31 protein-coding genes and 2 pseudogenes are annotated in these 26638 nt (G+C 35.3%); 16 read left to right on the plus strand and 17 right to left on the minus strand.

Features of this window, described 5'->3' with window-relative positions; translation table 11 throughout:
- Positions 1 to 40: 40 nt before the first annotated feature.
- Positions 41 to 526, minus strand: coding sequence for a MarR family winged helix-turn-helix transcriptional regulator (locus tag PSR14_RS06085; protein ID WP_000841457.1), 486 nt, complete (start codon positions 524 to 526; stop codon positions 41 to 43).
- A gap of 281 nt (positions 527 to 807) precedes the next feature.
- Between PSR14_RS06085 and PSR14_RS06090 the strand changes: the two genes are divergently transcribed.
- From PSR14_RS06090 to PSR14_RS06100, 3 genes are all read left to right on the plus strand, one after another.
- A complete protein-coding gene (locus PSR14_RS06090) occupies positions 808 to 1173 on the plus strand; it encodes a DoxX family protein (RefSeq protein WP_000156910.1) in 366 nt (121 codons plus the stop codon).
- Positions 1174 to 1326: 153 nt separating this feature from the next.
- Positions 1327 to 2718, plus strand: a complete 1392-nt coding sequence (locus PSR14_RS06095) for an MFS transporter (protein ID WP_000227532.1) — start codon at positions 1327 to 1329, stop codon at positions 2716 to 2718.
- A 25-nt stretch (positions 2719 to 2743) separates the two neighbouring features.
- Positions 2744 to 4192, plus strand: coding sequence for an MDR family MFS transporter (locus PSR14_RS06100; protein WP_001097156.1), 1449 nt, complete (start codon positions 2744 to 2746; stop codon positions 4190 to 4192).
- Between the two features lie 173 nt (positions 4193 to 4365).
- Here PSR14_RS06100 and PSR14_RS06105 read toward each other — a convergent pair whose 3' ends face one another.
- The 4 genes from PSR14_RS06105 to PSR14_RS06120 form a co-directional block, all read right to left on the minus strand.
- Positions 4366 to 4929, minus strand: a complete 564-nt coding sequence (locus tag PSR14_RS06105; protein WP_001017107.1) for a hypothetical protein — start codon at positions 4927 to 4929, stop codon at positions 4366 to 4368.
- 87 nt (positions 4930 to 5016) lie between these two features.
- On the minus strand, positions 5017 to 7347 hold the full coding sequence (gene helD, locus PSR14_RS06110; protein WP_001035414.1) for an RNA polymerase recycling motor HelD: 2331 nt from the start codon (positions 7345 to 7347) through the stop codon (positions 5017 to 5019).
- A 457-nt stretch (positions 7348 to 7804) separates the two neighbouring features.
- Positions 7805 to 8668, minus strand: coding sequence for a peptidylprolyl isomerase PrsA (gene prsA, locus PSR14_RS06115; RefSeq protein ID WP_048557270.1), 864 nt, complete (start codon positions 8666 to 8668; stop codon positions 7805 to 7807).
- A 425-nt stretch (positions 8669 to 9093) separates the two neighbouring features.
- Positions 9094 to 9288 (minus strand): hypothetical protein, encoded by a 195-nt coding sequence (locus tag PSR14_RS06120; protein WP_000172692.1) that lies wholly within the window; start codon positions 9286 to 9288, stop codon positions 9094 to 9096.
- A gap of 118 nt (positions 9289 to 9406) precedes the next feature.
- Between PSR14_RS06120 and PSR14_RS06125 the strand changes: the two genes are divergently transcribed.
- Positions 9407 to 9742, plus strand: a complete 336-nt coding sequence (locus tag PSR14_RS06125; RefSeq protein ID WP_000383662.1) for a DUF1878 family protein — start codon at positions 9407 to 9409, stop codon at positions 9740 to 9742.
- Positions 9743 to 9747: 5 nt separating this feature from the next.
- Here PSR14_RS06125 and PSR14_RS06130 read toward each other — a convergent pair whose 3' ends face one another.
- From PSR14_RS06130 to PSR14_RS06140, 3 genes are all read right to left on the minus strand, one after another.
- Entirely contained in the window at positions 9748 to 10305 is a 558-nt protein-coding gene (locus tag PSR14_RS06130; protein ID WP_000834918.1) for an HTH-type transcriptional regulator Hpr, read from the minus strand.
- Positions 10306 to 10603: 298 nt separating this feature from the next.
- The gene (locus tag PSR14_RS06135; protein WP_000030301.1) at positions 10604 to 10966 is read right to left on the minus strand and encodes a YtxH domain-containing protein; all 363 of its coding nucleotides are present in this window, start codon (positions 10964 to 10966) and stop codon (positions 10604 to 10606) included.
- Between the two features lie 178 nt (positions 10967 to 11144).
- Positions 11145 to 11579 (minus strand): HIT family protein, encoded by a 435-nt coding sequence (locus tag PSR14_RS06140; RefSeq protein WP_001016840.1) that lies wholly within the window; start codon positions 11577 to 11579, stop codon positions 11145 to 11147.
- 559 nt (positions 11580 to 12138) lie between these two features.
- On the opposite strand from PSR14_RS06140, the gene ecsA reads away from it, so the two are divergent.
- Genes ecsA through ecsC form a run of 3 tightly spaced genes read left to right on the plus strand, consistent with a single transcriptional unit; the run spans position 12139 to position 14807 of the window.
- Positions 12139 to 12882 carry an ABC transporter ATP-binding protein EcsA gene (ecsA, locus tag PSR14_RS06145; RefSeq protein ID WP_001292602.1) on the plus strand — a complete coding sequence of 248 codons (744 nt, stop codon included), beginning with the start codon at positions 12139 to 12141 and terminating at the stop codon, positions 12880 to 12882.
- Complete coding sequence (gene ecsB, locus PSR14_RS06150) at positions 12875 to 14086, plus strand: ABC transporter permease EcsB (RefSeq protein ID WP_001089163.1); 1212 nt, start codon at positions 12875 to 12877, stop codon at positions 14084 to 14086. The genes ecsA and ecsB overlap by 8 nt, the downstream gene beginning before the upstream one ends.
- Before the next feature lie 13 nt (positions 14087 to 14099).
- On the plus strand, positions 14100 to 14807 hold the full coding sequence (ecsC, locus tag PSR14_RS06155; protein ID WP_000634131.1) for an ecs operon protein EcsC: 708 nt from the start codon (positions 14100 to 14102) through the stop codon (positions 14805 to 14807).
- A 110-nt stretch (positions 14808 to 14917) separates the two neighbouring features.
- On the opposite strand, the gene PSR14_RS06160 is transcribed toward ecsC, so the two are convergent.
- From PSR14_RS06160 to PSR14_RS06170, 3 genes are all read right to left on the minus strand, one after another.
- On the minus strand, positions 14918 to 15235 hold the full coding sequence (locus tag PSR14_RS06160) for a hypothetical protein (protein WP_000759578.1): 318 nt from the start codon (positions 15233 to 15235) through the stop codon (positions 14918 to 14920).
- Between the two features lie 115 nt (positions 15236 to 15350).
- A complete protein-coding gene (locus PSR14_RS06165) occupies positions 15351 to 15680 on the minus strand; it encodes a hypothetical protein (protein ID WP_001027812.1) in 330 nt (109 codons plus the stop codon).
- Positions 15681 to 15861: 181 nt separating this feature from the next.
- Positions 15862 to 16182, minus strand: a complete 321-nt coding sequence (locus PSR14_RS06170; protein WP_002163728.1) for a hypothetical protein — start codon at positions 16180 to 16182, stop codon at positions 15862 to 15864.
- Between the two features lie 167 nt (positions 16183 to 16349).
- Between PSR14_RS06170 and PSR14_RS06175 the strand changes: the two are divergent.
- Positions 16350 to 16580: pseudogene (locus PSR14_RS06175) on the plus strand (peptide ABC transporter substrate-binding protein); the annotation flags it as partial.
- Between the two features lie 91 nt (positions 16581 to 16671).
- On the opposite strand, the gene PSR14_RS06180 reads toward PSR14_RS06175, so the two are convergent.
- The 3 genes from PSR14_RS06180 to PSR14_RS06190 form a co-directional block, all read right to left on the minus strand.
- The gene (locus tag PSR14_RS06180) at positions 16672 to 16983 is read right to left on the minus strand and encodes a hypothetical protein (RefSeq protein ID WP_000710474.1); all 312 of its coding nucleotides are present in this window, start codon (positions 16981 to 16983) and stop codon (positions 16672 to 16674) included.
- A 110-nt stretch (positions 16984 to 17093) separates the two neighbouring features.
- On the minus strand, positions 17094 to 17408 hold the full coding sequence (locus PSR14_RS06185; RefSeq protein ID WP_000902682.1) for a DUF1433 domain-containing protein: 315 nt from the start codon (positions 17406 to 17408) through the stop codon (positions 17094 to 17096).
- A gap of 538 nt (positions 17409 to 17946) precedes the next feature.
- Positions 17947 to 18270, minus strand: a complete 324-nt coding sequence (locus PSR14_RS06190; RefSeq protein ID WP_001220548.1) for a hypothetical protein — start codon at positions 18268 to 18270, stop codon at positions 17947 to 17949.
- 113 nt (positions 18271 to 18383) lie between these two features.
- On the opposite strand from PSR14_RS06190, the pseudogene PSR14_RS06195 reads away from it, so the two are divergent.
- Positions 18384 to 18679 (plus strand): annotated as a pseudogene (locus tag PSR14_RS06195) (hypothetical protein); the annotation flags it as partial.
- Positions 18680 to 18894: 215 nt separating this feature from the next.
- Here PSR14_RS06195 and PSR14_RS06200 read toward each other — a convergent pair.
- Positions 18895 to 19227 carry a hypothetical protein gene (locus tag PSR14_RS06200; RefSeq protein ID WP_000234843.1) on the minus strand — a complete coding sequence of 111 codons (333 nt, stop codon included), beginning with the start codon at positions 19225 to 19227 and terminating at the stop codon, positions 18895 to 18897.
- A 219-nt stretch (positions 19228 to 19446) separates the two neighbouring features.
- Positions 19447 to 19773, minus strand: a complete 327-nt coding sequence (locus tag PSR14_RS06205; protein WP_000511535.1) for a hypothetical protein — start codon at positions 19771 to 19773, stop codon at positions 19447 to 19449.
- A 114-nt stretch (positions 19774 to 19887) separates the two neighbouring features.
- On the opposite strand from PSR14_RS06205, the gene PSR14_RS06210 reads away from it, so the two are divergent.
- From PSR14_RS06210 to PSR14_RS06220, 3 genes are all read left to right on the plus strand, one after another.
- On the plus strand, positions 19888 to 21093 hold the full coding sequence (locus PSR14_RS06210) for a lipase family protein (RefSeq protein WP_370647151.1): 1206 nt from the start codon (positions 19888 to 19890) through the stop codon (positions 21091 to 21093).
- Between the two features lie 14 nt (positions 21094 to 21107).
- Positions 21108 to 21404 (plus strand): hypothetical protein, encoded by a 297-nt coding sequence (locus tag PSR14_RS06215; protein WP_001137439.1) that lies wholly within the window; start codon positions 21108 to 21110, stop codon positions 21402 to 21404.
- A gap of 200 nt (positions 21405 to 21604) precedes the next feature.
- Positions 21605 to 22201, plus strand: coding sequence for a TetR/AcrR family transcriptional regulator (locus PSR14_RS06220; protein ID WP_406644167.1), 597 nt, complete (start codon positions 21605 to 21607; stop codon positions 22199 to 22201).
- 121 nt (positions 22202 to 22322) lie between these two features.
- On the opposite strand, the gene PSR14_RS06225 is transcribed toward PSR14_RS06220, so the two are convergent.
- Positions 22323 to 23552, minus strand: coding sequence for an IS110 family transposase (locus PSR14_RS06225; RefSeq protein ID WP_098487274.1), 1230 nt, complete (start codon positions 23550 to 23552; stop codon positions 22323 to 22325).
- A 369-nt stretch (positions 23553 to 23921) separates the two neighbouring features.
- On the opposite strand from PSR14_RS06225, the gene PSR14_RS06230 reads away from it, so the two are divergent.
- The 4 genes from PSR14_RS06230 to PSR14_RS06245 all read left to right on the plus strand — a co-directional run bounded on the left by PSR14_RS06230 (position 23922) and on the right by PSR14_RS06245 (position 26629).
- Entirely contained in the window at positions 23922 to 24089 is a 168-nt protein-coding gene (locus PSR14_RS06230; RefSeq protein ID WP_406644168.1) for a hypothetical protein, read from the plus strand.
- A gap of 79 nt (positions 24090 to 24168) precedes the next feature.
- Positions 24169 to 24645 (plus strand): PH domain-containing protein, encoded by a 477-nt coding sequence (locus PSR14_RS06235; protein WP_098487467.1) that lies wholly within the window; start codon positions 24169 to 24171, stop codon positions 24643 to 24645.
- A complete protein-coding gene (locus PSR14_RS06240) occupies positions 24638 to 26089 on the plus strand; it encodes a PH domain-containing protein (protein ID WP_098487468.1) in 1452 nt (483 codons plus the stop codon). The genes PSR14_RS06235 and PSR14_RS06240 overlap by 8 nt, the downstream gene beginning before the upstream one ends.
- Positions 26090 to 26194: 105 nt before the next feature.
- On the plus strand, positions 26195 to 26629 hold the full coding sequence (locus tag PSR14_RS06245) for a hypothetical protein (protein WP_000514473.1): 435 nt from the start codon (positions 26195 to 26197) through the stop codon (positions 26627 to 26629).
- The last annotated feature ends 9 nt before the right edge of the window (positions 26630 to 26638 follow it).

The raw sequence follows: 26638 nt of genomic DNA on the forward strand, positions 1-26638 counted from the left end.
CCCTATATTTTTTAGGGTGTAGGTGGTTTTATTTACACACTTAACAAGTTTTTCCGTTCTCAACTTCTCCGCATGAATCTGGAATTTGCTTATCTTTTATTAATAGTAATAGAAGTTCAAAAAACTGTTCGCGTTGTTCTAATGTGAGGTTTTGTAAAATATCGTTTGCGACCTTGTCTTGGAACGCGAGCGCCTGCTCCATATTGGAATGCGCGCGTTCAGTAAGTTGAATTAATGTAGCTCGGCGATCAGTTGGATCTGGTATACGAACTAGGAGCTTGTCTTGTTCGAGTGCATCGACAAAATCGGTAACTGTACGTGCTTTGACGCCTAATTTAGCAGCTAATTCATTCATTCGAATGGGACCATTTTCAGAAACGGTGGATAGAACGCGTAACCTAGGACCTGTTAGATGATAAGGTGTGTCAAGGGCTGACAATTGAGATTGAAATTCTCTTTGAACATAGTTGGACGATTGCATTAAAATATGGATGATATCTATTGCAGCTGGATTATTTGATTTCATGAATGGGATGACCTCCTCATTATTTTGTAGTTCATTTTTGCACGTTTCATAAATATATTGTATATTATTAGTGAGTATCCTCTCTATATTATAAACAATTAGTGAGTAACCTCATTATATCGCGTACTCATAATGTGTAATAGCGGGATAATTACTATTATAACTGATGCGGGGATCTATAGAAAACGATAATAGAGAGAGGTGGATTTATGTAAGGAATTTCAAATCGTTTCAGCATTTAATAGCAATACCCTTAAAAAATATATAATGGAGGATTGTACATGACTATTGTAGCATTAGTACTTCAATGTTTATTAATTTTTGCATTTTTCTTTTCGAGTGTGAGTAAAATTGCGGGAGCAAAAATGCAAGTAGAGGCTTTCGCTCATTTAGGTTTACCGCAATGGTTTAGAATTGCGACAGGTTGGATTGCTTTGGCAGGCGTGGTTGGACTAATTTTTGGTTTCTGGAATGAGATCGTATTAGTTTTAGCAGCATTATGGATTGCTTGTATTATGTTAGGAGCTGTATTGTCACATATGCGTGTTAAAGATCCAATTGGAAAAATCATGCCAGCAGCCGTGCTTATGATTTTAGCACTAGTTCTTGCGGTCATTCATTTTTCAGCGGTAACAGAACTTCTGTAAAGCGAATTGTAGATTTGATTGAATAGAGGTAGAAACTGAGCACGTACGATAAAAATGATATCCTCATTATAATAAAATAGTGAGGATATTCATTATGTTGATACTCATTTAAATCTATGTAGATTATGGGAAAGAGGAAGGGAGGTCTACACGATGGTAGATCATTCATCACAAAATGCGGATAAATTACTAGCAGTTTTAGTAGTTACGCTAATATTTTCGGTTATGAACGGTACGATGTTTAATGTAGCTCTTCCTGAAATCGGTAAAGAATTCAACCTTGTTCCTTCAGAGGTTAGCTGGATTATGACGAGTTATATGGTTGTTTATGCTGTTGGTTCCATCGTAATGGGAAAACTGGCGGATAAATATCGGTTAAAGGATTTGTTAACGTATGGACTACTTATTTTCGCTCTAGGTTCCTTGCTTGGTCTACTTGCTACTGAGTATTGGGTTATCATTTTAGGCCGTGTCATTCAGGCAGCGGGAGCTTCTGTTCTTCCTGCGACAGCAATGATTATTCCGGTTAGATACTTTGCGCCAGAGAAAAGGGGGCGTGCGCTTGGAACTTCAGCAGTTGGTTTAGCGCTTGGGAATGCTTTAGGGCCCGTTGCCGCTGGATTAATTACGAGTTTTGGAAGCTGGAGACTCATGTTTGTTCTTTCATTACTACCGCTTCTAACGCTACCTTTCTTTAGAAAGTATTTAGACAATGCAAAAGGAAAGGCGGGTAGTATTGATATTCTTGGCGGAGGGTTATTAGCTATATCAGTCGCGTTCTTCTTGCTTGCCATTACGCAGATGCAAGTGCTGTTATTCCTTGGAGGATTTGTTATGTTAGCTTTCTTTATTTTGCGAATTAGAAAAGCTACAGAGCCTTTTATTAAACCGACTCTGTTTAAAAATAAGAATTTTTCGATTGGGTTACTCCTTGCCTTTATGACGACAGCGATGAGCTTTAGCATGACATTCATGACGCCGCAATTTCTATCGGCAGTAAATGGATTGACTCCTTCGAATATTGGTTTTGTTTTAGTTCCAGCTGCAATTGCCTCGGCAATTATGGGAAGAAAGGGAGGAAGGGTAGCTGATACTCGGGGCAATTTTGTACTCGTTTTTATTGCCTCAGTATTCATATTCCTTGCTTTCTCATTATTATCTACTTTCATTGGGGTCTCGGCTTTTGTCATAGCATTGATTTTAATTTTCGGAAATGTAGGACAGACCTTTATGCAGATTTCAATGTCTAATACGATTTCACAAACACTGTCAAAGGAAGAGACAGGTGTGGGAATGGGATTACTGTCGATGATTAATTTCATATCTGGCGCGATGGCTATGAGTGTAGTAGGGAAATTGCTTGATAAAGGATCGACTTCACTAAAGCTAAATCCTTTTGTTGCAAATGAAGCTGCAAATATGTATAGTAATATCTTCGGCGTGATGTCATTGTTGATCTTACTTGTAGTTGTGCTCTACCGTTTTCAATTTGGTATGGGCGTTTCTACGTTAAATATGACTAGCAAAGGTAGTAAAAACTTATAAAAGAAAATACAAGGAGGGTTTATGTATGAATACTCAAACTGCACCTGTTTCTTCGCAGTCAAAGGAGTTTGACAATGTGAAAAGACTCCCAATTTTAATATCAATGATCATTGGAGCGTTTTTCACCATTTTGAATGAAACATTATTGAACGTTGCTTTTCCACAATTAATGGTTGAGTTGAATGTAACAGCGTCGACTCTTCAATGGCTTTCAACAGGGTACATGCTTGTAGTTGCTGTACTCATTCCAGCTTCTGCTTTATTAGTACAATGGTTTACAACAAGACAAGTATTCATAGGTGCTATGGTAATCTTTACTTTCGGTACACTTGTAAGTGCGATTGCGCCTGGATTTTCTATACTATTAATGGGTCGCTTGTTACAAGCAGCAGGTACGGGATTAATAATGCCCGTATTAATGAATACGATTCTCCTTCTATATCCTCCTGAAAAGAGAGGAGCGGCAATGGGGAGTATTGGGCTTGTAATCATGTTTGCCCCTGCCATTGGGCCGACACTTTCAGGGCTCATTTTGGAAACATTGAATTGGAGATGGCTATTTTATTTCGTTCTTCCATTCGCGATTTTTTCTATCGTTTTTGCATTTATTTATTTGAAAAATGTCTCTGAGCCTACTAAACCAAAGGTGGATGTATTATCTATTCTTTTATCTACAATTGGATTTGGCGGAATTGTTTATGGATTTAGTAGCTCAGGTGAAGGTTGGGGTAGTTTCCAAGTATATGGCATAATCCTAATTGGTCTTGTAGCAATTCTATTCTTCGTATTGCGTCAATTGAAATTGAAAGAGCCATTACTAGACCTTAGTGCATTTAAGTATCCGATGTTTACGCTCACGACAATTTTATTGACGATCATGATGATGACGATGTTCTCGACAATGACTTTATTACCATTTCTATTCCAAGGTGCTTTAGGCTTAACTGTCTATGCAACCGGTCTTATCATGCTTCCAGGTAGCCTGTTGAATGGTCTGCTTTCTCCAGTTTCAGGGAAGCTTTTTGATAAATTTGGTCCAAGAGCGCTTATTATTCCTGGTACGCTATTATTAGCAGGTGTGATGTGGTTCTTTACACAAGTAACGGCAGATACGTCTAAAATAACTTTCATCCTATTACACGTCACTATGATGATATCTATTTCAATGATCATGATGCCGGCGCAAACGAACGGTTTGAACCAACTTCCGAAGCGATTTTATCCTCACGGAACAGCTATTTTGAATACTCTATCGCAAGTAGCGGGTGCGGTAGGAGTTGCGTTCTTTATTAGTGTTATGACTTCCGGACAAAAGAAATATTTGGATGCATCTTCAAATCCAACTGACCCAGCTCAATTGACAGAAGCAATGGTTTCAGGCGTGCATAACGCATTTACAATTGGCTTTGGTTTGGCACTACTTGCAGTTGTTGTAGCTTTATTTATAAAACGCTCGCAGACCTCAGAAAGTTAAGGGTAGAAGTAAAGAGGGTATGCCGAGGGCAACCCTCTTTATTATTTTGTTCCTACATATTAATTTGATTTTGGTTCCTTCTTATTAAAATAGTATTTGTCGGATAGCACACCACACCTTTTTAAACTTATAATGGAACAGCTCTAACTTAGCGATAAAGTTTCATTTTATGTTTAAATAAGTGAACTCGCTTTAATAGAAGTACACAATTCAGAACGAGAAATTGATTCAGCTAATTGTTGCAAATAAACATATTCTGTCGCATCTTTTTCAGAAGTGTTAGGATCCAATAAAGGTGAAGAAAGAAGTACATCAATCGTAAGTATGTCTGCATCATGAGAGACGATGTTATAACCTGCAAATACAGGTCGTTTTAAGTCTTTTACTTTTTGAATCATCTGATGGAATTTCGTAACACTTATATTGATTTGTGCGAATGGAAAGCATTTTTGGGTAGGATTCTCGATGGTCTTTCTAATTTTATAATCGTATACATAGTAGTACTTTTCTTGCTGCTCAAGTGTTTGCAATTCTTTCGTTAATAAGTGGTATTTGTCTGTAAGTTCAATTGTAAGTGCATCGTGTTCTTCGTCAACTAATAATGTGAAAGGTCTTGGTGATGAGATTGAAAGGGTGCGGACGTTTAGATCAGTAAAAGTGGGATTAGATTGTAAAATGGTATGTAATTTCTCGGTAGGAAACTCACCGTCATAAATAGCAATAAAATAATGGTTCATCTTTTCGCTCCTTAATTTTTTTCTAAACTGATATATTCTACTTTAAAGGTGTAAATCCTGCACAAAAAAGAAACACCTTGATTGTTATCAAGGTGTAATAAGCTCAAAACTCTCCGAATCAGCCCCAAGTATAAAAGGACTAACCTCGCCAACGCTATAAAGTTGTAATTCATGCATCGCGCGTGTACAAGCAGTGTAGAATAATCTACGAACGCTCTCATCGCTGTATACATCTTTAGAAGCATTGTAAATAATAACAGCATCAAATTCGATACCTTTCGCTAAGTAAGCTGGGATCACGACGATGCCTTGCTCATACTCGGCTGAGTTACTCTTCACGAGTTTAATATTCTCGATATGATTAAGTGCTTCGTATGCAGCGGCACTTTCAGCTGCAGATTTACATATAATTGCGATCGTATTGTGCTGCTCTTTTTGCAGTTCAGCAACTTTAGCAGTAATATGTTCGTGCAGTTCGCTGTCATTTGATACTTTCGTCACTGTAGGTTTCTCGCCGTCACGTTCAAAGGCGTGAATGTTCTTTCCTTCTGGTACGAGAGCACGTGTGAATTCAATAATTGGTTTTGTTGAGCGATAGCTACGAGTTAAGTTAATGCCGTCTGTTTCATCCGGTCCGTATAAGCTAGTGAGCGTATTGAAATTCACTGTTTCACTTGCATGGGCAAATATCGCTTGGTTAAAGTCTCCGAGTACAGTCATTCTTGCAGCAGGGAAGAGACGTTTTAAAAACTCGAACTGAAATGGTGAATAATCTTGCGCTTCGTCTACGAGTACGTGTTTAATTGATCGGTTCGTTTGGAAGCCTTCAATTAACTCTTTCAAAAGTAAAAATGGAGTTGCATCCTCGTAATATAATTTTCCTTCATCGAGCATGTTCACCGTTAAAGAACAAATGTCATCCCAGTCTTTCGGCTTTTCTCCCGTAACCCATGATGCATCTGTGAATAGCTGTTTATATATGCCTGTGAAATTGATGAAACGCAATGTTTGAACACCTTTGCGAAGTGGTTTCAATTTTTTACGGACAATCATACGTCCAAGTACTTTCGCTTCTTTCTCAAAATCGTTAAAGGAGTTGTCGTCAAACTCACCTTTTTTCTGTAAATATTTATAAGCCTTTTGATATTCATCTTTACTCAGTAGTTCAATTTCTTCTTCTACCCAAGGCTTTTTCAGTTCTGCTTTTTCAAGTGCATCTATTTGCTTATTTAGCCAATCCGTTAACTTTTCAATTCGACTATGGAAGCGGAGGGAGGAGTCGGTATTGTAAAACTGCTCTGTAATTTCTTTTGCAGAAACAATTAGCTTTCCTCTAAATTTCATTCCTCTAAATAGCATGCCTGATGATTCAAGAGATTGTCTGTACGCTCTAATCATCTCGAAAAATTGAGTAGATGCTTTAAAGCGAATGCTCGCATTTCTCGTTTTATAGATAGGGTTATTCGTTTCAGTTAACATATATTCTAATTGTTCATAAGGATCTTCAACATCAAATGACTTGCTTAGTCTATGGTTTAAATATTCTTGGAATGTCACTTGCTGCATATTTTCTTCGCCGAGTTCAGGTAGTACGTTAGAAACGTAGCTATTGAACATAGAGTTAGGGGAGAAGAGAATAATTTGATCCGCTTTTAGCCATTCGCGATATTTATATAGTAAGTAGGCGATTCGTTGCAGCGCAGCTGATGTTTTACCGCTACCAGCAGCTCCTTGCACGATAAGGAGTCGGCCTTCATCGTGACGAATAATTTCATTTTGCTCGCGCTGAATCGTAGCGACGATACTTTGCATATGTTTGTTCGTACCTTTCCCGAGCGCTTGTTGCAAGATTTCATCGCCAATTGTAAGGCTCGTATCGAACATAGAATCAATCTCGCCATTTTGAATAATGTATTGTAATTTTTTCTCCACGTTACCGTGAATTACGCCACCTGGTGTACTGTATTCAGCCGGTCCTGGTGGATAATCGTAGTAGACACTTGAAATGGGTGCGCGCCAGTCATATATAAGAAAATTTTCTCCGCTTGCATCAGTAAGTGTAGCTACGCCAATATAAATTTGCTCCGCAGCAGATTCTCCTTCTTCTTTAAAATCAATTCGTCCAAAATAAGGTGATTTATGCATGCGTTTTAGTGCGGCAAGCCGATTAAAGGTGTGCTTATGAGTAATTTGTGTGACAGCTAGTGACTGAGCTTGTTGTCTTAAGTTGATAACTGTTTCAAGATAATCATCAAAAGTATCAGTATTCACTTTCACGTCATCCCAGAAATGTTTACGAATATTGATTACTTCTGCCCGGCGTCTACCAGTTTCGTTTTCCAGCTTATCAATTTGTTTCGCAATCGTTTCGATTACGGTATCCAAGCGTTTTTGCTCTAAATCAAGTTTTTTATTCATACGGTAGCACTCCTTTAAAAGTGAAAAATAGAGGTTGACTGAAGATGTGTTTTGGTGTACAATTAAGATACGGATAAATACGTTCTTTGTATTTATGAAAACGTGTTTCTGTACTAATTTAACATAGTTTTTTAATTTAATCAATGATAATAAGATAAACCTTGGTTCCATGATACGTGGATCAAGGTTTTTTTGTGTTTATAGAGGGAGTCACGCTTGTTGTCGTTTTTTGTCGGTAAGTCGATATATTTTGAAAATCGCTGATATATTTGGAATTGCGCCGATATATCTCGAAAATCGCCGATATAATTGGAGTTGTGGTCGATATATTTAAAAAATCGCCGATATAATTTATTCGAAGGACCAACTATATAATTTCATTTACCGAATCGGACATAACTACCGAGAGAAGAGGGTATAAAAAAAGCTCGGACCTAAGCCCAAGCTTTTTATTTCATTATTTCTTTTCGTCTTTTTTAGCGTCAGCTTTTTGCTCTTTGAAAAGATCTTTTAAATCTTTATCGTCAACTTTTACGTCAGCTTTTTTGATTTCTTTCATCATAAGATCGTTCATGAATTCGCCGTCTTGTGATTTCTTCTGAACGATTTCTTTTTTGATGTCAGCTTTAGATTGTTCGAATGATTTTTCTGGCTCTTTAATGTCAGTTACTTTAATGATGTGGTAACCGAATTGTGATTTCACAGGTTCGCTTACTTCATCTTTTTTCAGCTTGTAAGCAGCCTCTTCGAATTCTTTAACCATTTTGCCAGGTCCGAAGAATCCTAAGTCGCCACCTTTTTCTTTTGAACCAGTATCTTCAGAGTATTGTTTCGCTAACTCTTCGAAAGATTTACCTTGTCCAAGTTCTTCTTTTACCTTTTTCGCAGTTGCTTCATCTTTTACAAGAATGTGGCTTGCTTTAATTTCAGGCTTGTAATTATCTTTCAATTCTTTATCAGTGATTGTTTTCTCGATAGCTTTTTCTTGCGCTAATTGAGCACGCACACCAGTTTTTAACGTTTCTTCTTTAATACCTTGTTGTTTTAATAGTGTATCGAATTGATCACCGTATTGTTTTTTCATTTCATCGAACTTTTTGTCTACTTCTTTGTCTTCAACTTTGTAGTTTTTAATAAGTACTTTTTCCATAACCATGTTATTTAGTACTTGTTTACCAGCTTGTGTCTTCATTTGCTCGTAGAATTCTTCTTTTGTAATGTCACCAGCTTTAGATGTAACGATTTTGTCTGATGATGATGTTCCACATGCTGATAATGCGATTACACTTGTTGCGGCTAAGGCAAGCATAGCTTTCTTCATTCGATAAACACTCCTACTATTATGTATTTTTAATTTATCCTATACCAATGAATTTTAGTTCATCAGAGCCCGGTTAAGTCTCACTGATACTTTTGCTTTTTATGTTGGTAAAGCGCGCTTAACAGGGCTTACCGTGGCTTAAGGATAAAGTTAAGATGCGTGTCATTTATTTCATAGTATAAGCAATATGTACAAAATTTAATATATCATATTTCGACGTGTTTTCATATTGATAAAGAAAAATTAACCAGTACGTGTCAGATTTTGAAGGTGTGCCATATTGGGCGTATGCCGCATATACAGAAAAGAGGAGGGGATGGGGATGAATTCTCAACTTATTTTATTACTTGTACTGTTTATTTTATTGGTTATAGTAGGTATAATTTGCTTATAGAGGAAAAAAGTGAGGAAGGGGCTTTCCTTCCTCACTTTCCATGAAATATAATTTCTATATAACTAGAAATTAATAAAATTGTTATACATACATTAATAACCCGAAAGACACCGGGTTGGCGGCTCGCAGATATTTGTTTTCGTTCACACAGTGTATGTGTCATGAAATTCGTGTAAAATATAACAAGAAGTGCGAATGCGACAAAAACAACTGTTATAAGTGTCATGAGGCGAGACCTCCTTTTGGCTAAAATACATATACTTTATATATTGTATCATACGATATTTTGTTCGTGTTATAAAATTCAGAAATAGAAGACTTTGTGTTAGAAAGTGAGGGAGAAAATGGACGTTGTTAGAAGATTAGAACAAGCTGAATACTACGTAGACCTACTATTTAAAATGATTGATGAAGAAAAGTGTCCATTTTATTCTTTGATCATAAAGAAAAAAGCTCGTAAAAAAGATGTTGAACGTATACTAAATCTTTGTGAAAAACTGAACGAACAATATGTAGCGGAGAAAGCAGAAGGCCTTCTTTTGTTCGATGCGCTGTTAGATCAATTTGAAAAAGCGCTTCCACATCAGCTCGAAGTACACGAAACTGCGGAAGCGCTAGCAAAACAAGGTTTATTCAAACCGCTTATGAATGAATTCTTAAGCATGATTGCGAAAAAATAAATAGATTACTTCTTAACTAACTTCTGATCGGATTCTGTAAAGTTCTCTTCAATATCTTCTAATGATTTCTCAAAAATATCGATGAAGTCTTGTCCGTAAATGTTACGCAAGATAGCAATCAGTTCGATGTTTTCTGGGAACTTCCCATAAAAATTACGAAGTGCAAGAGCCCCATTAAACACTGAATTATTTTCAGGGTCATACTCCTCCATTAAGCGAAGTAGTAATTCTTCCCCTTTGTCTGTAATTTCGATGTACGTATTTCGTTTATCATCTTCTTTTTTCGAGAATACAAGATAGCCGCGTTCTTCCAACTTTTTCGAGAAGTTAAACGCCGTTGATACGTGCATAACTCCAAACTTAGCAATCTCAGAAATAGAAGCCCCTTTTAAATGATAAGCGATTGTTAAAATATGATGCTCATTAATGTTTAAATCATAAGGTTTAATCCACATCTGCCAATCTTTCTCTACACATTTCCATAACGCTTTCGATAATTGAGCAATGCGTTGGCTGAAAATCATCGCTTCTTTTACCGAGTAATCTTTTTCTCCACTTTTCATATACTCACCCACTTTAACATTCTTTTTCATTACTATCTATTATGCCAGTAAAATAAAAATTAATAAAGTCTTTTTGTGAGAATTGTGAAAATTTTTTAAAAAAATGACATTCTATACAAATCATGCATAACTATGGAAGCGGTTTATGAGTCATGAATACATGTGTTGTCCATACATGTTAAGTGATAACATATATTGTAAATGCATAAAAACACGGCATATCTATGTGATATGCCGTGTTAAGGTCAATTTATATAAAAAATATTTGTTATATGCAAAAAACTAAGCAGGAATTTGTTTACGCTTTTTCCGGAACAGCTTCTTGTAGTTTCTCAATTGATTTTTGAATGTCCAAAATCTCTTGCTCAATATGTCGTTTGTTTTGAGAAATATCTTGCTTCCAGTTAGAAAGTGTATCGTGCATATCGTCTTTTAATTCTTGGAACACTTCTTTACCTTCTGAAGCAGTTTCAACGATTTGACGTTTTAATAATTTTGTATCAGCTGTAATATCAGCTAAAGTCTTTTTAATATCATTTCCTTTTTCTTTTAACTTGCCGCGCATGTCTTTGCCAGAAGAAGGAGTTGAGAAAAGAACAGCTAGTCCAGCAACTGCTCCGCCGCAAATGACACCGGTAATAAAGGATTTAGCTTTTGACATAAAAGGAGACCTCCTTATTTTTTGTTCGTATTCATGATGTAAAAAAATATGCATATCTTTAAGACGAGGGAAAGGAAAGTGTGCAGTCCCTGGCATCTTAAGTGGAGAAACAAGCCGTGCCATATTTAATCACTTTAGGAAAGTGGCTTGTTATGTATGACTACTTATTATAGTGTCACTATTTCACGCTATTTGCAATTGTACTTGCGATGTTTTGTAAATTTTCCATTGTGTATTCATTTTGATGTGATTTCCAAACAGCACCGAAACCATCGTTTTCACCGTAGCGTGGAATTAAATGAAGGTGGAAGTGGAACACAGTTTGTCCAGCTTTTTCACCGTTGTTGTTAAGTAGGTTAAAGCCAACTGGATTAAACTCTGCTTTAATCGCATTTGCGATTTTTGGAACGACAGAAAAAATGTGTGATGCGATTTCTGGCGTTAACGCAAAAATGTCTTGTTTGTGAACTTTCGGAATAACAAGAGTATGTCCTTTTGTCACTTGACTAATATCTAAAAATGCAAGCACATGTTCATCTTCGTATACTTTTGAGCAAGGGATTTGCCCGTCAATGATTTTGCAAAAAATACAATTATCCGCTGTATGATTCATTGATCTCATCCTTTCAAATATCCTTAGCCGTATTTTACCATAATTACATAAGAGAACAAACACGAAAAACAGGAAGCTGACTCAGCTTCCTGTTTTCTGAAGATGGATTGAAAAAGCATTATCGTAATTTACGTTTCGCAGACACCTCATTTATTTTAAGAAATGCACGGTAAATCGGCTAAAGTTTCTGCCGTAGACACCCCATTTTCAAGTGAAATGAATTGCAATCTTTTTAAATGAAATTGTTTACTTTTTAAAACAGTATATGCTCTTTCGGAGACACCCCGTTTCGAAAATAAAACAAATAATCTGGTTATGTGTAAATTCCTTTGTCCAACTTGGACACCCCATTTCATGATGACTTCACTATGTTGTTGTACTCATCAATAGATGGTCGCTTTTTCAATGTGTTCCTTCTTCAATAATTATGATGTCCGCTTTCGTAATAATATATGCGAACAAATTTAAAATTTTTTTGAACGCATCGATACTATGTAGTACAGCGTAATTTTTGGTAAGATGAATATAGAACGAATATAAATGAAGAAAGTGGTGTCGTATGAGCGAGTTATTGCGTGTAGAAAATGTTACAGGAGGATATACGAAACGACCTGTATTAAAAGATGTTTCGTTCTCTGTGAATAAAGGTGAACTTGTCGGCTTAATCGGTTTAAATGGAGCAGGTAAAAGTACGACGATTAAACATATTATCGGTTTAATGGAACCGAAAAAAGGAACTGTCACAATTAATGGGAAAACAATTCGTGATGATATGACAGCGTACCGTTCTAGTTTTTCGTTCATCCCAGAAACACCAGTATTATATGATGAGCTAACGCTAGAAGAACATTTGAAGTTAACAGCGATGGCTTACGGCGTTGATGAAAAACAATATGAAGAACGTGTAGGACAATTATTACAAGAATTCCGTATGAAAAATCGTTTGAAATGGTTTCCGTCTCATTTCTCAAAAGGGATGAAACAAAAAGTAATGATTATGAGTGCGTTTTTAGTAGAGCCATCTCTTTACATTGTGGACGAACCGTTCGTTGGGCTTGATCCGTTAGCAATCCAATCACTCCTTCAAATGATGGACCAAATGAAAAAGAGTGGTGCAGGTATTTTAATGAGTACACATATTTTAGCGACGGCAGAGCGTTATTGTGATTCGTTCATTATTTTGCATCAAGGCGAAGTGAGAGCGAAGGGAACATTATCTGAGCTGCAATCACAGTTTCATATGCCAGGTGCAACGTTAGATGATATTTATATTGCATTAACGAAGGAAGAAGATTATGAATAGCACAGCGTTATGGAAAGAACGATTTCGTTACTTTTTACAAGAAGTTCGTACATATAGTAAATACGTATTTAATGATCATTTAAAATTTATTTTCGTATTCATCATCGGCGCAGGAGCGTATTATTACCAGCAATGGTTACAAACGTTAACACCTTCGTTTCCGACTGCGCTCGTTATGGCAGTGTTACTTGGATTCGTATTAACGGCCGGATCCATTCAAACGTTATTAAAAGAAGCGGATCTCGTTTATTTACTGCCAGTGGAAGAAAAGTTAAAACCATATTTTACAAAGGCGTTTCTTTTTACGTTTATGATTCAGTTATACATAATCGCAATTGTAGCGGCAGCGCTTGCTCCGTTATACTTCCAGCAAATGAAGCAAACAGGAGCGGCTTACATATGGGTTGTAATCGCGTTTATCATTGTAAAAGCATGGAATTTATTCGTAGCGTGGGAAAAGTCATTTTTAACAGATCAAAATATACAAAGAGCCGATTGGTTCATTCGATTTATTTTAAACGCCTTATTTGTGTATTTCCTTGTAGAACGTACTTCCGTTATCTTTATTGCTGGAATCGTCCTTCTCATGGTGTTATACCTTGCGATTATGTATCAAATCGTGAAGGGGAAACCACTAAACTGGGAGTATTTAATTTCTGAAGAAGGTAAGAAGATGATGCTGCTGTACCGCATCGCGAATATGTTCGTTGATGTACCAGCATTAAAAGAGAGAGTAGCACGTAGAAAATGGCTTGATTTCATTCTTTCGATGATCGGTGAAAAGCGTACCTATTTATACTTATATACGAGAACGTTCTTAAGATCTGGTAACTATTTCGGCTTATATGTGCGCCTGCTCGCTCTTGGAGGCGTTATTCTTTACTTCATCCCGTTTTTATATGGACGATTTATCGTAAGCCTTATCTTCCTATATTTAATTGGTTATCAGCTATTAACTTTATGGAAGCATCACCGCATGAAGATTTGGCTGGATTTGTACCCAGTCGGGGGAGAAGAGAAGAAGAAAGATTTTCTTACTTTACTAAATGCGATCCTTATTACAGGTAGTATTATCTTTACAATCATATTTCTACTAGCAACGAAAGATTTCATGATGACGGGAATTTTACTAGTCGTAAGCATAGTATTTAGTATCGGTTTCGTTTATCAATACGGGGCGAAACGAATTGAGCGTTTAAATTGAAGGGAATGAACCTATGATTACATATGAAGAAAAGGTTATAAAAGAGCTGGAGCAGTGGAAAGCTACATTCATGAAAGATTCTTCTATGATGACACGGTTCTCAAAGAAAGTGCAGACGAAAGTACAACAGCTTATTCCGGCGAAAGTGCAAAAAGTATTAACAGAAACGATTCGGATGATGGTACAAACGATTAGTGCCGGATCAAACTTTATAAAGCCGAAATTAAAAGAGACGAACTGGTCATTGCAAAGACGAGACGATGAAGTACGTAAAAAAATGGATGAGTACAAAAAAATAGCAGCGGCAGAAGGAGCAGGGACGGGAGCAGGCGGTATTCTCCTTGGCCTTGCTGACTTTCCGCTGTTGCTCGGCATTAAAATTAAATTTTTATTCGATGCAGCAACGTTGTACGGATTTGATACGAGCGATAAAGAAGAGCGCCTTTTTATCCTTCACGTTTTCCAACTTGCCTTTTCAAGTGATGAACACCGAAAAGAAATATGGAAAGCCATCGAAACGTGGGATACAGAAGAAGAAAATCATATGGACTGGGAAAAGTTCCAAACAGAGTACCGAGACTATATCGATTTAGCAAAAATGCTTCAGCTCGTACCAATAATAGGTGCCCCGGTCGGCGCATATGCGAACTATCAATTACTGCAAAGACTTGGGGAAGTGACGATGAATTGTTATCGTATGCGATTGTTGAATAGGAATTAAAAAGAAAGCATCCTAAATGTGTGATTTAGGATGCTTTTTATTTTTTATAAAGAACACTCCTGAATTAAAAAACAAATTTAAATAGTTATGTTGAAGTGAAACCGTTAGATTTAGTGTTTTAAATCAAAACCTTCAGATGTGGAAATGGAACCGATGTGATAATCATTAGCATATTCAACATCTGCCGAGAATGTTTTATTTTTATCATCTTTCACATGTCCTGAAATCCAAACACTTTGAAAGTCCTTCGGGGCAAATTGATGTTTAGTAATCACTACGTCTAGATTTTCTTTTTCTTTAAAATATTGAATTGTAGTTTCTGTTGCCTTATTAACTATTTGTTGTTCCTCATTCTTTTGATCTATCGTACATCCACCTAAAAGGATAAGTGTAAAGATAAAGAATAATCTTATAGCATATTTTTTCACGAATAATCACCCCGTTAATAGTGCGTTATATTCCTCTTCACTAAATTTTATATTCACTGAACATTGTGTGGTGGGGGATAAAGAAAGGGCTCTTTAAAAGAGTGCCTTTTCTTTATTATTTTAAATGTAAATTTTCACTTGTAGAGATAGAACCTATTGTATATTCATCTCCACCGTATTCTATTGTAATATTAAATGTTTTGCTTTCATCATTTTTTATATAGCCGGAGATAAAGATACCTTGTAAATCACTTGGACCAAACCTATAATCAGTGATTACTACATCTAAGTCTTGTTTTTCTTTGAAGTATTGGATTGTTCTTTCTTGTGCTTTTTCAACTATTTGTTGTTCCTCATTTTTTTGATTTATCGTACATCCCCCTAAAATACTTAAAATAAATATAAAGAGTAGAAAAAAACTAATTTTTTTGATTGTAATATTCATATTTATCCTCCAATAATGACATCTTGATTATATAAAATATCGTGATAGAAGGAATGTTTTTAGTGAAAAAAGCACTCACTTTTTCTGGTAGCGGGTGCTTTTTAGTTTTCTTTCTTATAAGGAATAATCCTGAATGAAAAAAGCAAACTTAAATAATTATGTTGACGTGAAACTATTAGATTTAGTGTTTAAAATCAAAATTATTAGACGCTGTGATAGAACCAATATGATAATTATTAGCGTATTGGACTGAAGCGGTAAACTTTTTGCTTTTGTCATTTGTTACATAACCTGAGATAAGGATAGTTTGAAAATCTTTTTGTCCAAATTTATGATCAGTGATTGTTACATCTAAGCCCTCTGTTTCTTTAAAATATTTAATGGTTACCTCTTCTGCCTTTGTTACTATTTCTTTTTCTTCATTTGTTTTATTATTCATACTGCATCCTCCTAAAAGGATAAGTGTAAGGATAATGAATAATCTTATACCATTTTTTTTCAATCAAAATCCCTCCATTAATGTTATTCTATATTTAGAATATATTAAAATATCTGGTAGTGGGGATATTTTGAAGGAAAATGATAAACTTTTAGATTCTTGTTATTATTAGCTGTCAAGGTTTGCTTATCGTGGTGATGAGAATTTAGGAAACAGTATTGAGGTCACCGACAACAAAGGTAATTGATGAATTAATTCATAAGGGGAAAACTGATTTATCTAGTGATGAAAAAGCATGTTGGGAAGCGATGATACAAGCGGGAAAAGTCTTGTTAGAAGATAGTGCAGTAACTCCTTTCTATCAAACGGGACGCTCATACTTATAACGCTCGTCTATTAAAGGGCTTGTGACGAATGATTTTGAGGGAGAATTTAATTTTAAATGGACTGAAGTTAAATAATGAAATGACATTGCTGTATGATAGTAACTAAAAAGAGCCTCTAAGGAGGCTCTTTTTTAACTAGTCCTGAGTATCTAATGACCTAGTTTTTTCATTCTAGACTTTCAGAATATGTTCTAGAAGTGACTCTATAATCACTATCTCCATATTCGACATGCACTGTAAATGCTTGAGTTTTATCGTCTTTAACATGTCCTTTTATAAAAACAGTTTGAAAATCACTCGGAGCAAATTCATATCCAGTAATTACTACATTTAGATTTTCTTTTTCCTTAAAATATTTAATGGTTGTTTCATTTGCTTTTTCTACTATTTGTTGTTCCTCATTCTTTTGATCTATAGTACATCCTCCTAAAAGGATAAGTGTAAAAATAAAGAATAATCTTATATCACATTTTTTCACGAACAATCACTCCATGAATGTTGAGTTATATTCCTCTTCAATAAATTTTATATTCACTGAACATTGTGTGGTGAAGTATAAAGAAAAGGCACTCTAAAGTGCCTGGATTATTAGTTTTTAAGCTCTAAATTTTTGGTGGTTGAAATAGCGCCGATATGATAATTATTTGCGTATCCAACTGAAGCAGTAAATTCTTTCGTTTTATCATTAGTCACATAGCCTGATATAGAGATAGTTTGAAAGTCTTTTGGTCCAAATTCATGATCAGTAATTGATACATCTAAGCCCTCTGTCTTTTTCAAATATTGAATGGTTTCTTCTTTTGCTTTATTAATGATTTCTTCCTCGGTATTATTTTCATTATTACAGCCTCCTAAGGTAGTAATAATGAAAACTAAATAAAAAAACAATCTTTTATGCAACATAATTCTCCTCCAATCATTGGTTCCTAAATTAGGGATATATCAAATGTTGCAGAAGAGAAACTTTAAAATGTTTTAATAGGTTCAAATCAATCTAGGTTTTTAAGAATTATTTGAGGGGCTCCTTTTGAAAATAAAAATAGACACCTTATTGTTAGGTGCCCAAAAGTTTGATACATTGCTTCTAAATTTTTAACGTTAGAAGTTGAGCTTATTGAATATTGATATCATCCTTTATATACATATGAAATAATTGGAATTAATATAAAGGGCCAACAAAAATATACTTTATTTTCATATTAATTTCAGTCATCATAACTAATACTTTCAACCTTATTTTTATAATTTATATCTGCAGTTATTTTACGGTTTGGATTATTTGTTACATGACCTGATACAAAAATCACCCAAAAATCTGAGGGGGCGAATTCCACTCTTGTCACTGTGACACCTAGCTTTTTATCTTCTTTAAAATGTTGGATTGCGATCTTTTTTGCTTTTTCTTTTAATGCTATTTCCTCATTTTTTTATCCATATTGTATTATTTTTTTAGAGAAAAATTCGTTGAAACAGAACCAACATTATAATTATTATTGTAATCTATTGTAGCAGTGAATTCCTTGCTTTCATCATCTTTGATATGACCAGTTATGAAGACTGATTCTAGATCATTAGAAGGGAACCTGTAATCAGTAATAGTTACATCTAAATTTTGTTTCTCTTTAAAGTAATTAATTGTTTTTTCTGTTGCTTTATCTACTATTTGTTTTTCTTTATTATTTTCCTGCATATTACATCCCCCAATTATTGTACTTACAAAGATAAAAAAGACAAAAAAGGTAAATTTTCGGATTTTAATTCTCATGTTTATCCTCCGTTAATGTTGTTCTATAATTTAGAATATACTAAATATCCCGAGGAGAGAATACTTTGGATAGCAAAAATACACAAGAAGTGTTAGATTTAAGCTTTTATCGAATGGCTAAAGATGCGTATAAATCAGATAAAGAGTTAAGAAATGAAATTACAGTGAATAATGCGAATGATGATACTTTACAAACATGGAAGGTCCGTGAAACATTCCACGACAAACAAACCGGAATGGACGCAGTAGTCTTTGAACGAGATGCCGATGGGAAAAAGCAAGTTAGGGTATCTTTCCGAGGAACAGAAGGGAATAAAATTATAGAGAAAAACTCTTTAGGCATTCCGATGAAGCCAGGGAAGGTATGAAGGATTTAAAAACGGATACAAATCATTTTGTTAAGAAAAAAATTCATATGCTAAAATATTTTACGTGAAAAGGGGCATTTATCAATATATTGATATCGTTTATAGATGTCCCTACGGTTTTTAATAGCTTGTATGTTTCTCGATTGTACTTAAGGAATGTAAAAAAAGCACTCATAGATACAATCTACGAGTGCTTTTGACGGTATGGATTTGTTTAGGGTTTTCATAAAGAAAAAATATTACAACAAATCGTTAACTAATCATGTTTTAGTTCAAAATTTTTGGTGGTTGAAATGGTACTGATATGATAGTTATTAGCGTATTCAACTGCAACACTAAATTCTTTGCTTTTGTCATCCGTTACATAACCAGATATAAAAATTGTTTGAAGATCATTTGGAGTGAATTTATGTTTAGTAATAGTTACATCTACGTTTTCCTCCTCCTTGAAGTATTTAAAAGTTTGTTCTTTAGCTTTATTAATGATTTGTTGTTCATCATTCTTTGGATTTATTGTACACCCTCCTAAAGTAGCAAATACTAAGATTAAAAGGAAATAAAAACTAATTTTTTTGAATTTGATAACCATTTTCTCCCTCCAATGATGTTGTCCCAGTTATTAGGATATATCATTTTTTACAAGGAGGGAGTGTTTTGAAAGAAAATAATAAAAATACAGATGAAACCTTTTTTCGTTTATCCAAATAGGAATTGATTTGTTTTATAAAAAAGACATCCTAATCACACATTTAGGATGTCTTTTTGTTCTAATGATTAATGTTTAAAAGGAAAATTTCAGATTGTCTATTCAGTGTTTTAGGCTGAAATTAGTGGTAGAGATAGAACCGATATTATAATCATCTTTATAATCAATTGAAGTAGTAAATTTCTTATTTGTATCATCTTTGATATGACCAGTTATAAAAATAGTTTCGATGTCATTAGAAGGAAATCGATGATTCGTAATAGTCACTTCTAAATTTTCTTTTTCTTTAAAATATTGGATTGTAGTTTCTGTTGCTTTATTAACTATTTGTTGTTCTTTTTCATTTTGTCCCATGTTACACCCTCCAATCATTGTAGTTAACAGGATAAATAAAGTTAAGAAGGTATATTTTTTAATTTTTATTCCCATATATATCCTCCAAAAATGTTATTCTTATTATTAAGAATATACTAAATCACCTAGGAGGGGAATACTTTGGAGAATAAAGGGTCGGAACAATTATTAGATATAAGTTATTATCGAATGGCTCAAGATGCATATATGACAGATGAAGAGCTGGGAAGCGAAATTACAGTGAAAAATAGGAATAAAGAAACATTACAAACATGGAAAGTAGGAGAAACATTCCACGACAAACAAACCGGAATGGACGCAGTAGTCTTTGAACGAGATGTGGATGGGAAAAAGCAAGTTATGGTATCTTTCCGAGGAACAGAAGGGGATAAAATTATAGAGAAAAACTCTTTAGGCATTCCAATGAAGCCAGGGGAAGGTATGAAGGATTTAAAAACGGATACGAATCATTTTGTATTACGAGAAGGTGTTCATGAACCAGCAGCACCTCCAGTAGCAGGAACTGAGAATGCAGGTTCAAAGAAATATTGGAATGAAGAGAATCAGCGCTGGGAAACACATAATCAATTTGAACAAGCTGAAAGGGTCATGAAACAAGTAACGGATACATATAAGGGCAGGGATGATGTGGAGATATATACGACGGGTCATTCACTAGGGGGCGCTTTAGCAGAATATGTAGCGGCATCTAATGACAATGTAAGATGTATGTCATGGAATGCGCCAAGTGCAAAACATTTGTTACCGCCTGATTTACAAGAAAAAGCAAATAATGGTGAGTTTAATAATAGAATTGTAAGTGTTGTTCACGGAAATGATTCCATTGGCTATGGACCATTTGGTGCATATGAAAGTCATATAGGCTCTACTTATGCGGTAACCCCACCAATTTCGAAAGAAGAAATGTCAAAGCTATCATTACAGCAAAAGCTTGGGATGGATGTTACTCGATTTTTGAATTCGATAAGTGGCCCTGGTTATCATTATCAAACAGATCAAAACTTCCAATTTGGAGAGAATGGGTCTTTATCAAATAAATACTTGTTAAATGTAGACACGAATGAAAGAGTTTATGATTCACCGGGCGCGTTATTAGGCGGGGGAGAGATTCGTGTAGTTGTAGAGAATTTGGAAAAAGCCGTAGGAGATATGAAGCGAAACGCACAAGAATTTCAAGATAGAGTACCAAGGTTAATTTCTAATATGATGACATTATTAGAAACGGCTGAAAGTAGGCGGGTAGAAGCTAAAGTAAATAATATACGTGCACATGTAGAGCATTTAAGTTTTTGGTACATACGAACAGCGACGGAAATTTCAGAGTTTATTGAGAAGAAAGCCGATGATTATAAGAAGACGGATCAACAATATTAAGGGAGAAGATTAGGATGCCGAGAATTTACTTAAATGAAGAAGTATTGAGCCAAGCTTTACAACAATTTGACCAGATGATTCAAGATTTAAACCATAATAAAAGGGTTGTAAGTAATGTACATAATTTACTCTTATCAAGCTGGTCTCAACTTGGAGTAGGAAAAAAAGCCATTAGCGATTTAGAATCTTTTAAAAAAGATATTGAAAGAAGAATGGAAGAATTAGAGTCTGATAAAAGAGAGTTAAAGGGTGCGATTGATTTATTAAAAGCTTTAGATCAAAGTTATGATTACATGGGGCCTAAATATTAAATTACAAGAAGCACTCACAAAGGTGCTTTTTGTAGTTTAACTGGATGAAAGATTACTGTAGTAATTATGGAGGAATATGATTCTGATTCATAAAGTAAATGGAGAAAGTGATATGTAGTTTTGAATCCAACTTGCAAACGATAATTTTTTATTTTACAATTTACTTACCGACCGGTAAGTAAAAATAAGTGAGGTACAGTATGACAAAAAATTTACAAACATCGCAAAACATTGTAGAGGCTTCATTTAAACTTATGGCAGAGCACGGCATTGAAAAGATGAGCCTTTCCATGATTGCGAAAGAGGTAGGTATTTCAAAACCGGCCATTTATTATCATTTTTCTTCTAAAGAAGCGTTAGTCGATTTTTTATTTGAAGAAATTTTCTCTGGGTATCATTTCGTGAGTTATTTCGATAAAGAGCAATATACGAAAGAAAACTTTGCAGAAAAGTTAATCGCAGATGGTTTACATATGCTCTCTGAGTATGAAGGACAAGAAGGAATACTGCGCGTCATAAATGAATTTATCGTAACTGCGGCGCGAAATGAAAAGTATCAGAAACGCTTATTTGAAATACAAGAAGAGTTTTTAAATGGTTTCCACGAATTATTGAAGAAAGGCGCGAGACTGGGCGTTGTGTCACAAGATGCAACGGAAGAAAACGCTCATACGCTAGCGCTTGTAATTGATAATATGAGCAATTACATACTCATGGGATTTCAGTTAAAGTATAAGGAAATTTGGATTCGAAATGTGAAAAACGTCATGAAGACCTGCGGTAGTATGTCAACTTAGAAATAACAAAGTTTAAAGTTGTCAAAGGTCAATTTGTTTAAAAAAGGCATCACAAAACTAAACCAGTAACGAATGTAATTTACTGGAAAATAATGAAAGGTAGCGATGACAAAATTTTATGTCATTCTTTCACACACCTTCCAGGCGTAAAAAGTTGGTGGCTACGTAGTAGCGCATCCACCAATCGCACAAATTTTCTTGCGGTTAGAACGAGTGCACGTTTGTGTTGATGTTTTGGTACTTCATTATATTTTTTCACGTAATACTCTTGATAATCTGATACATGCTTTCTTACTGAATTGGCGGCTTCAACTAAGTAATAACGCAAGTAATGATTACCTGTACGGGATAATGAAGTATCTTCGGCTGTAAAACGACCGGATTGGTGCTTTCGCCAGTATAATCCAGCGTATTTGGCTATTTTTGTTTCATCGTCAAATCTTTCGATTTGGCCAATTTCAGCAATGATACCGGCAGCGAAAACAGGGCCTACTCCAGGAATAGATTCAAGTGTTTGGGTCAAACCAGCCATGATTTTTTTAATAGACTTTTCTAATTCCTTGATTTGCTGTTGAAACGTACGAATGACTGCGATGGATGTACCTAAGATGACATCTATTGAATCTTCTACAACCTTATCCAAGCGATAAGAAACTTTCACAGCTTTGTGAATGGATGCTGCTACGCATTTTGGATCACCAAAACGGTTTCGACTTTTTTTCTGTAGGAACTCAGCGAGTTCTTCTAAAGGCATATTAGCGAGTTCCTCTAAGCTGAATTTTTCAAGAAATAGTTCTGTCATGGCGCTACCGAATACGGAAGTATCCACCTCTTGTGAAAATGTATTACATTTAAAACTTAGGTGTTGAAGAAAGTGTTGTTTTTCTTTCGTTAACATTTTGACAAGTTGGTATCGTGATCGAGTTAATTGCTGCAGTGCCACGTACTGGCTTTCTTTTACGATAGACATTTGATTACGGCCAAATCGTAAGTAATCAGCAATGACAAAGGCATCAATCTCATCGGTTTTATTCATGTCAGAATAACTTTTCTTAAAATTTGCGACTTGCTTTGGGTTTAGGAGAAATACTTTTGCTCCAAAACGCTGTAAATCTATATCATGGTGAAGAAACATAGAAGGATGAAAGCTGTAAACAGAGGTGGATTCTAGACCAATCTTAAGGATGTCGACCTCTTTACCTGCAACACACTGTAATAATTTTTCTTTGAGTGTAGTAGCTCCCGGTAGGTCATTACTGACCGAAAAAGAATCCAGTTTTTCTCCATCACCATTTAAAAAGCAAACTTTCATATCAAACGAACTTACATCTAAACCAACAAATAATCTCATGTAAGAGACCTCCCTTCTATATTAGAATCATTTCTTGGACGTCTCGAGATATCTCTAGTGTGTACGCCGACCAACAACCTCGTGTATGAGAGCTAGTCCTGAATCGAAAGCCGCCCTAGAGCTACTATCATCTAGGTTCGAGGGTCAGGCTGCTCAGCCTGCGAGTAGGGAGTCCCGCACGTTCACTGAGAAACACTCTTCAAATGTGGTAAATCCACAGGAGGTGAAAGAATTGTCCCAAATGATCCTAAAATCATTATCTAGAAATATCTTGGGACGTCCAAGTATTTTTATTTATAGGGCTCTTATTAAGAAGAAAATCTAAGCCTGTAATAGGGCTTAAATATTAATATACGAGGAGGAGTAAAGATGAAAATGCAAAAAAACTGGTGGCTCGGTTTTCTTGGATTCATTGGGATGTATAAAATTCCAGGCATGATAGAAGCTTTTCAAGCGGATGGAAATTGGATGAAGTTAATCGGTTTCATTTGGCTACTTTGGTTCGGATATTTTATTCCTGAGAAGAAAGAAGATTAAATTTCAATTTTATGTAAAGTTATGTAAAATATAGATTGAGACTATTCATATAGTAGATTACTAGATTTGGAGTGGTTACATGGATCCATTGAAAAATGAAATTCACCCTGACATGGTCAAGGTGTGGAAAGTTCGGGCTGTAATTGAAGAAGGAATCGGTATTCTTGTCATTTTAGCTTACCTTTTCCTCATGATAAAGTTTGATTGGTGGGCGTGGATTTTGTACGTGTTAATCGGTTTAACAGTTGCGTTAGCACCATTGGAGTACTTCGTATTCCCAAAACTACGTCAACGTTATTACAGCTACCAACTAAATGAAGAAGAACTTGAAATTCAACACGGTCTTTTCGTCGTAAAGCGCGTATTAGTACCGATGATTCGTGTACAGCACGTGACGATTGAACAAGGGCCGATTATGAGAAAATACAGTTTAGCAGAATTACACATTTCAACAGCAGCAACTTCTCAAAGCATCCCAGGCTTAACGATGTATGAAGCGGAAATATTGAAAACGAAAATCGCAGAATTAGCGAAAGTGAGTGATGAGGATGTATAAGAGGCAGCATCCAATCACGATGTTACTGGAATTAAAAATAACAGATTTTATACCACTCTTTATTTTCATGTTTAGCTTAAATGGAAAATTCCCGTTTTGGTATTTAATTCCCGCTGCATTCGGTTTACTCACCGTTTTTTCAGCGTTTGAAAAATGGTATTACACAACATACTGGGTTGAAAATAACGTATTACATGTAAAACAAGGCCTCTTTGTGAAGAAGGAGAGCTACTTAAATAAAGAACGTGTTCAAACGATTAATACAAGTTCTAACGTGTTATATCAAATGCTTGGCTTAAAGAAAATCCAAATCGAAACAGCTGGTGGGGGCGATGAAGCGGAGGTTAGCTTAGCCGGTATTACAGTAGAAGAGGCAACTGAGCTTATTGCTTTGCTAAATGAGCCAACTCCAGAAGTGAAAGCAGAAGGAACGCTAGACGAAAAAGCGGAACATGCAATAGAAAAAGAAATCATTACAGAAGAAAAACAATCGACAGAATACAAGTTAACTTGGAAAGAGATTTTATTAGCTTCTGTTACATCTGGTCAGTTTGGACTATTATTCTCATTAATCTTTTTCGTGTACCACCAAGTAGATGAGTACATTCCGAAATGGATAGAGAATGGCGTAAAGTCGTATGTAATGGACCACGATATATATGGCTTGATTTTCATGATAGCCATTTTGATCGTCCTTTCATGGATTATATCGACAATCGGTTATGCGCTAAAACATGGAGATTTCACAGTGAATCGAAGAAATGATGAGGTCCGCATTTCACAAGGATTACTTGAGAAAAAAGAACTCGTCCTAAAATTGCACCGTATTCAAGGTATTACGATAAAAGAAAGTATTTTACGTCAGCCATTCGGCTATTGTGCTGTGCAAGTAGAAGTGATTCAAAGTAAGGGAACGGGTGACGAAAAAGAAAAAGTTACACTCCATCCAATCATTCGAAAAGACCGAGTACAACAGTTACTCGCACATTTACAATTACCATACGAACTGAATACAAATATTATTTCATTACCAAAAGCAGCATTACGCCGCTATCTCATTGATAGCTTCATCTTCTTCGCAATGCTAGCTATCCCGCTTATTGGAATAAGTATATACTTTGAAAAGCACTTCATTATGTGGGCACTCATTCCGCTTGCGATCCTCATCTTTATACTTGGATACGCAACATTTAAAACAAATGGTTACAGTGTAAATGGAGAGCAAATTACGCTTGTATATCGCAGCGTCGGAAAATATACAGGACTTGTTAGAAGAAGACACGTCCAATCAATGGAAAAGACGCAATCCTATTTCCAGCGCCGCGCGGATTTATGTACGTATAAGTTTTCGAGCGCATCATCGAGTTATAAATTAGAGCATACGAGAGTAGAAGATGCGGAGAGAATGCAGGATTGGTATAAGAAGAGAATAAGTGAGAATTAAATGGAATGGCTCGTCTTTTGCGGAAGGCGAGTTATTTTTCTATGTAAAAATGATAGGAAATAATGAATAATATATGTGACGCAAAAAAAAGTGAGGTGAGCAGGATTGGGGAAATTTTTAATTCCGTATTCCCATTCTTTATTAAGCTTATTTATTTCAATGACGATAATTCAAATATACGATGAGAAGGGGATTTTTGAAGGAGAGCTATTTTCTATTTTTACGAATCTTTTTATTGCTATGACCCAAATGTTGGCCGCTACTTTAATAGTTGGAGTCCCTGTTGTTTTAGTTGGATGTCTTCTTGGAGAGATATTGTTTAGGTGCGTTATTTTACCTATAAAGCTACATTTTATCCCATCCTTAATTTTATATATTCTTTTAGCCATAAGTATTGTTTTTTGCTATGAAGTTATATCTGACGGGGTTCCTACAACATATGAAAATACTCGTATTATTAAAATGATGTACTTTATGGGATTAACTATAATTTGCTCTATTACATTTTTAGTAAGTAGGACTACATATGAAGGAAAATAAGGTGATTAT

It is taken from the genome of Bacillus sp. A01H (assembly GCF_045277205.1).
In the GTDB taxonomy this organism is placed as follows: Bacteria; Bacillota; Bacilli; order Bacillales; family Bacillaceae_G; genus Bacillus_A; species Bacillus_A paranthracis.

Coding starts and splice junctions, on each gene's coding strand:
- PSR14_RS06085 (WP_000841457.1), bottom strand. CDS start 526: ATGAAATCAAATAATCCAGCTGCAATAGATATCATCCATATTTTAATG.
- PSR14_RS06090 (WP_000156910.1), top strand. CDS start 808: ATGACTATTGTAGCATTAGTACTTCAATGTTTATTAATTTTTGCATTT.
- PSR14_RS06095 (WP_000227532.1), top strand. CDS start 1,327: ATGGTAGATCATTCATCACAAAATGCGGATAAATTACTAGCAGTTTTA.
- PSR14_RS06100 (WP_001097156.1), top strand. CDS start 2,744: ATGAATACTCAAACTGCACCTGTTTCTTCGCAGTCAAAGGAGTTTGAC.
- PSR14_RS06105 (WP_001017107.1), bottom strand. CDS start 4,929: ATGAACCATTATTTTATTGCTATTTATGACGGTGAGTTTCCTACCGAG.
- helD (WP_001035414.1), bottom strand. CDS start 7,347: ATGAATAAAAAACTTGATTTAGAGCAAAAACGCTTGGATACCGTAATC.
- prsA (WP_048557270.1), bottom strand. CDS start 8,668: ATGAAGAAAGCTATGCTTGCCTTAGCCGCAACAAGTGTAATCGCATTA.
- PSR14_RS06120 (WP_000172692.1), bottom strand. CDS start 9,288: ATGACACTTATAACAGTTGTTTTTGTCGCATTCGCACTTCTTGTTATA.
- PSR14_RS06125 (WP_000383662.1), top strand. CDS start 9,407: ATGGACGTTGTTAGAAGATTAGAACAAGCTGAATACTACGTAGACCTA.
- PSR14_RS06130 (WP_000834918.1), bottom strand. CDS start 10,305: ATGAAAAGTGGAGAAAAAGATTACTCGGTAAAAGAAGCGATGATTTTC.
- PSR14_RS06135 (WP_000030301.1), bottom strand. CDS start 10,966: ATGTCAAAAGCTAAATCCTTTATTACCGGTGTCATTTGCGGCGGAGCA.
- PSR14_RS06140 (WP_001016840.1), bottom strand. CDS start 11,579: ATGAATCATACAGCGGATAATTGTATTTTTTGCAAAATCATTGACGGG.
- ecsA (WP_001292602.1), top strand. CDS start 12,139: ATGAGCGAGTTATTGCGTGTAGAAAATGTTACAGGAGGATATACGAAA.
- ecsB (WP_001089163.1), top strand. CDS start 12,875: ATGAATAGCACAGCGTTATGGAAAGAACGATTTCGTTACTTTTTACAA.
- ecsC (WP_000634131.1), top strand. CDS start 14,100: ATGATTACATATGAAGAAAAGGTTATAAAAGAGCTGGAGCAGTGGAAA.
- PSR14_RS06165 (WP_001027812.1), bottom strand. CDS start 15,680: ATGAATATTACAATCAAAAAAATTAGTTTTTTTCTACTCTTTATATTT.
- PSR14_RS06185 (WP_000902682.1), bottom strand. CDS start 17,408: ATGTTGCATAAAAGATTGTTTTTTTATTTAGTTTTCATTATTACTACC.
- PSR14_RS06190 (WP_001220548.1), bottom strand. CDS start 18,270: ATGAGAATTAAAATCCGAAAATTTACCTTTTTTGTCTTTTTTATCTTT.
- PSR14_RS06200 (WP_000234843.1), bottom strand. CDS start 19,227: ATGGTTATCAAATTCAAAAAAATTAGTTTTTATTTCCTTTTAATCTTA.
- PSR14_RS06205 (WP_000511535.1), bottom strand. CDS start 19,773: ATGGGAATAAAAATTAAAAAATATACCTTCTTAACTTTATTTATCCTG.
- PSR14_RS06210 (WP_370647151.1), top strand. CDS start 19,888: ATGGCTCAAGATGCATATATGACAGATGAAGAGCTGGGAAGCGAAATT.
- PSR14_RS06215 (WP_001137439.1), top strand. CDS start 21,108: ATGCCGAGAATTTACTTAAATGAAGAAGTATTGAGCCAAGCTTTACAA.
- PSR14_RS06220 (WP_406644167.1), top strand. CDS start 21,605: ATGACAAAAAATTTACAAACATCGCAAAACATTGTAGAGGCTTCATTT.
- PSR14_RS06225 (WP_098487274.1), bottom strand. CDS start 23,552: ATGAGATTATTTGTTGGTTTAGATGTAAGTTCGTTTGATATGAAAGTT.
- PSR14_RS06230 (WP_406644168.1), top strand. CDS start 23,922: ATGAAAATGCAAAAAAACTGGTGGCTCGGTTTTCTTGGATTCATTGGG.
- PSR14_RS06235 (WP_098487467.1), top strand. CDS start 24,169: ATGGATCCATTGAAAAATGAAATTCACCCTGACATGGTCAAGGTGTGG.
- PSR14_RS06240 (WP_098487468.1), top strand. CDS start 24,638: ATGTATAAGAGGCAGCATCCAATCACGATGTTACTGGAATTAAAAATA.